General features: G+C 73.9%; 2 protein-coding genes. Both read left to right on the top strand.

Annotated elements, in window-relative coordinates; translation table 11 throughout:
- The first annotated feature begins 286 nt into the window (after positions 1-286).
- Positions 287-2,413: a glycoside hydrolase family 52 protein gene (locus tag Dsi01nite_RS30370; RefSeq protein ID WP_203849731.1), complete on the top strand. Its 2,127-nt coding sequence runs from the start codon at positions 287-289 to the stop codon at positions 2,411-2,413.
- A 65-nt stretch (positions 2,414-2,478) separates the two neighbouring features.
- Positions 2,479-4,773 (top strand): alpha-galactosidase, encoded by a 2,295-nt coding sequence (locus tag Dsi01nite_RS30365; RefSeq protein ID WP_203849730.1) that lies wholly within the window; start codon positions 2,479-2,481, stop codon positions 4,771-4,773.
- Positions 4,774-4,827: the final 54 nt, after the last annotated feature.

The following is a 4,827-nucleotide window of genomic DNA, read 5'->3' as shown; positions in this document are numbered from 1 at the left end:
ACGACTGAAGGTAACGCCGCGTGGCGGACGACTGAAGGTAACGCCGCGTGGCCGACGACTGAAGGCAGGACGACACCCGAACACCGCAGCTGGCCCGGCCGTAGGCCGGCGTTCCTCGGTGCCCGCGACACGAACGGGCCGAGGACGCCGGCCGCTGCTGTCCTGCGCCGGCACATGATCCGCCCTTTACTTTCATGCCAAAATTTTCTACCTTTAGCTCGCTGAATCCGAGGCAGGGGGTTTCATGGTTCTCGATATACAGCGGGTTGGGCCGGCGGACGGTCCGGTGCCGCGGGGCTCCGACGACGTGGTCGAGCTGACCGGCGCGGAGGCGCTGTTCAACGCTCATCACGCGCCCGTCGGGGCCTTCGCGAGCGTCACCCTCGGCGCGTCCGGCGCCGCCGGCGGCCTCGGCATCGGCCTTGAGGGCCCGGCCGGCGCGGACGTCTTCGTCGGCGTCGAATCCGCCGACGGCCGGTGCTTCGAGCTGCTGCCCTTCTTCGACCCGGAGGTCGACGACCGGGCCCGCTACGACGCCCAGCTGGTCGGGGCCGGTGGCGACGGGCCGCCGCTGCACCCGGTCGCGGCGGAGGCGATGACCCGCGAGTTCGGCCTGAGCCGGGACACCTGGGCCCACGGCGACCTGCGGTTCAGCCTGTACTCGCCGGTCGGGGTCGTGCCCGACCCGGACACCCACACCACGCGGGAGGTCGCGGACGCGATCCTGCCCTCCGTGCTGGCCGAACTGACCCTCGACAACTCCGCCGGCGCGCGTCCCAGGCGCGTGTTCCTCGGCTACACCGGGGCCGATCTGGACGCCGCGATGTGGCGCGTCGACGGCTGGGGCGATCTGGCCGGCGTGGCACAGGGCCGCACCACCGCGCTGGTCAGCGACTGCGCCGACGTGCGCAGCGGGGTGGGGTTCAGCGTCGGGGGCATCCTGGCCGACGCCGAGGGCGGCGCGGGCCTCGGCCGCGTCGGCCTGCTGTGGGCGGTCGTCCCGGCGGGTGCCGTGCGGACCCTGCGCTTCGCCTTCTGCTTCCACCGGTCCGGGCTGGTCACGACGGGGATCGAGGCGTCGTACGCGTACACGCGGCACTATCCGACGCTGCGTGACGTCGCGACGCGGGCGCTCGGCGGGTTCGACGCGCACCGCGGTCGCTGGGCCGCGGAAGCGGCCGCGCTGACCGCGCCCGGGCTCCCGGCGCAGCGCCGGTTCCAGCTCGCCCATGCCGTGCGCAGCTATGTGGGCTGCACCCAGTTGCTCGACGACGGTGCGCCCCGCTGGGTCGTCAACGAGGGTGAGTACCGGATGATCAATACCCTCGACCTCACCGTCGACCAGGTCTTCTTCGAGCTGCGGCACAGTCCGTGGCTGGTCCGCAACGTCCTGGACGCGTTCGCCGACCGGTACCGCTACGACGACGACATCCACGCGCCGGACGGGCGCCTGGCACCGGGCGGGGTGGCCTTCACCCACGACATGGGCGTGGGCAACGCGTTCGCGCCGCCGGGCCGGTCGGCGTACGAGCGGCCCGGCCTTCGCGGCTGCTTCTCCCACATGGCGCACGAGGAGCTGCTCAACTGGAGCCTCTGCGCCGCGCTCTACGTCGCCCGCACCGGCGACCACGCGTGGCGGGACCGGCACGCCGGCCTGCTCGGCGCGGTGGTGGAGAGCCTGGCCCGGCGCGACGACCCGGATCCGCGCAGCCGCACCGGCGTGATGGGCTGGGACAGCGCCCGCACCGGCGACGGCTGGGAGATCACCACCTACGACAGCCTCGACCCGTCGCTGGGGCGGGCCCGGGGCAGCGTCTACCTCGCCGTCAAGTCGTGGGCCGCGTACGTCTGCCTCGCCCCGATCCTCGCGGCCGCCGGTGACGACGCGCGTGCGGCGCTCGCCGCCGCGCAGGCCCGGCGCTGTGCCCGGACGCTGCTCGCCGCGGTCGGGCCGGACGGCGCCCTGCCGGCCGTCCTGGACGACCCGGCGGTGCACGGCCGGGTGGTCCCGGCGGTGGAGGGGCTGGTCTACCCGTGGTTCGCCGGCATTCACGACGCCCTGGACCCCGCCGGCGAATACGGTGAACTCATCGTCGCGCTGCGGCGTCACCTCGACGCGGTGCTGGTGGCGGGGGTCTGCCTGTTCGACGACGGGGGCTGGCGGCTGTCCTCGAGCAGCGGCAACTCGTGGCTGAGCAAGATCTACCTCGCGCAGTTCGTCGCCGAGCGGATCCTGGGCCGTGACCCGGGGGAGGCCGGCCGGGTCGCCGACGAGGCCCACGCCCGCTGGCTGCGTGACCCGCGCAACGCCCGTTGGGCGTGGAGCGACCAGATGCAGGACGGGTTGGCCGTCGGCAGCCGCTACTACCCGCGCGGTGTCACCGCGGTGCTCTGGCTGGAACCGCCCGGGTGACCGCACGCCGGCACGAAGCACCGACATCAGATCTGCGCACTGCACGTCCGACGGGAGCACCGACGATGACCCAGACCGCTGTCCCGACACCGCCACCGGTCGTCACAGCGACCCCCGACGCGCTGGTCCACCTGCGGACAGCCGGGGTCGGGCTGCTGATCGACCTGCGCGCGGGGAACCTTCCCGCCGTCCTGCACTGGGGCGGCGACCTCGGCCCGCTGCACCCCGACGACGCGGCGGCGCTGGCGCTCGGCGGGGTGGAGGTGATCGCCTCGAACGCGGCCGACGTGCCGCTGCGGGTGGCGCTGCTGCCGGAGCCGCACACGGCCTGGATCGGCCGGCCCGGCCTGTCCGGCAGCCGCGCCGGCGCGGACTGGGCGCCGCGGTTCGTCACCACCGACGCGCGGCTGGTGCCGTTGGACGGCGACGAACTGCCGGTCGGCGGCGACTACACCGAGCACCTGGGCGCCGCCCGGCTGGTCGTCGACGCGGCCGACGCCGCCGCCGAGCTCAGGCTGCGGCTGGAGCTGGAGCTGACCGGCGCCGGGCTGGTGCGGGCCCGGGCGAGCGTGATCAACGAGGGGGAGCCGTATCAACTGGACGACCTCACGCTCTGCTTCCCGGTGCCGGCACGGGCCCGGGAGGTCCTCGACTTCGCCGGCCGCTGGGGCCGGGAACGCGTTCCGCAGCGCCGGCTGCTGACGGTCGGCACGCACGAGCGGGAGAACCGCCGGGGCCGGACCGGGCCGGACGGCGCCACCATCCTGTCCGTCGGGACGCCGGGGTTCGGCTTCTCCGACGGCGAGATCTGGGGCCTGCACGTCGGGTTCAGCGGCAACCACCGGCACTTCGTGGAGCGCCAGTCCACCGGGCGTCATGTCCTCGGCGGCGGCGAGCTGCTGCTGCCGGGCGAGGTGCAGCTCGGCTGGGGCGAGCGGTACGAGACCCCGTGGATCTACGCGGTCCACAGCGTGGGGCTCGACCAGCAGGCACACCGCTTCCACCGGTTCCTGCGGGACCGTCCCGAGCACCCGCGGTCGCCCCGGCCGGTGACGCTCAACACCTGGGAGGCGGTCTTCTTCGACCACTCGCCGCAGCGGCTCATCGAGCTCGCCGACCGTGCGTCCGCGCTGGGCATCGAGCGGTTCGTGCTCGACGACGGCTGGTTCCGCGGCCGGCGCAGCGACGCCGCCGGGCTGGGCGACTGGTACGTCGACGAGACGGTCTGGCCCGATGGCCTCTGGCCGCTCGTGCGGCACGTCCGCGGCCTGGGGATGGAGTTCGGGCTCTGGGTCGAGCCGGAGATGATCAACGTCGACTCCGACGCGGCGCGGGACCACCCGGAGTGGATCATGCACACCGATCGGGGACTGCCCGTGGCGGCGCGCAACCAGCACGTCATCGACCTCGCGAACCCGGACGTCTACGCCTACCTGCTCGACCGGCTCAGCGCCGTCATCGGCGAGTACGACATCACCTACGTCAAATGGGACCAGAACCGCGATCTGGTCGACGCCGGCACCGGGCCGCGCCGGCTTCCGGGGGTGCGCGCGCAGACCCTGGCGACGTACCGGCTGATGGCGGAGCTGCGGCAGCGCTTCCCGGCGCTGGAGATCGAGGACTGCGCCTCCGGAGGCGCGCGGGTGGACCTGGGCATCCTGCGGCACACCGACCGGGTCTGGGTCTCGGACTGCAACGACCCGCTCGAGCGGCAGTCGATGAACCGGTGGACCGGGCAACTCGTCCCGCCGGAGATGCTGGGGATGCACGTCGCCTCGCCGCGGTCGAAGGCCACCCGGCGGCTGCACGACCTGTCGTTTCGGGCGGCGACCGCGATCTTCGGACATTTCGGGGTGGAGTGGGACCTGACCTCGGCCCCCGAGTCCGAGCTGGCCGAACTGGCCGGCTGGATCGGGCTCTACAAGCACTGGCGGGAGCTGCTGCACAGCGGCGACGTGGTCCGGATGGACAACCCCGACCCGTCGTTCTGGGTCAGCGGGGTGGTGGCCGCCGACCGGAGCCGGGCCGTGTTCGCGCTGACGTTCCTCAGCCGCTCCGACGTGGCGCCGTTGGGCACGTTCACGCTGCGCGGCCTCGACCCGGACCGGCGCTACCGGGTCCGCCCCCTGGCAGTGGGCGATCCGTTCCAGGGGTACGCGGCCCCGGCCTGGTTCGCAGGTCTCCCGGCCGGGCCCGCGCCCGAGGCCGAGCGGGTGCTGCCGCTGCCGGTCCGGCTCCCGGACTGGGCGGAGGCGCCGGGCGTCGTCCTGCCCGGACGCGTCCTGGCCACCGCCGGCCTGCAGATGCCCACGTCGTATCCGGAGCAGGCGGTGCTGCTGCGGGTGGAGGCGGTCGACTGACCGCGGGGTGGATGACAGGCGGCCGACCGGCCGGTCCGAGGTGACCGGCCGGTC

It is taken from the genome of Dactylosporangium siamense, assembly GCF_016862795.1.
GTDB lineage: Bacteria > Actinomycetota > Actinomycetes > Mycobacteriales > Micromonosporaceae > Dactylosporangium > Dactylosporangium siamense.
The sequence above is the reverse complement of the archived record's forward strand: the minus strand, read 5'-3'. Positions and strand labels throughout refer to the sequence as shown.

What these genes read in the sequence shown, in the direction of transcription:
- Dsi01nite_RS30365 (WP_203849730.1), top strand. Translation starts at nt 2,479, where the DNA reads ATGACCCAGACCGCTGTCCCGACACCGCCACCGGTCGTCACAGCGACC.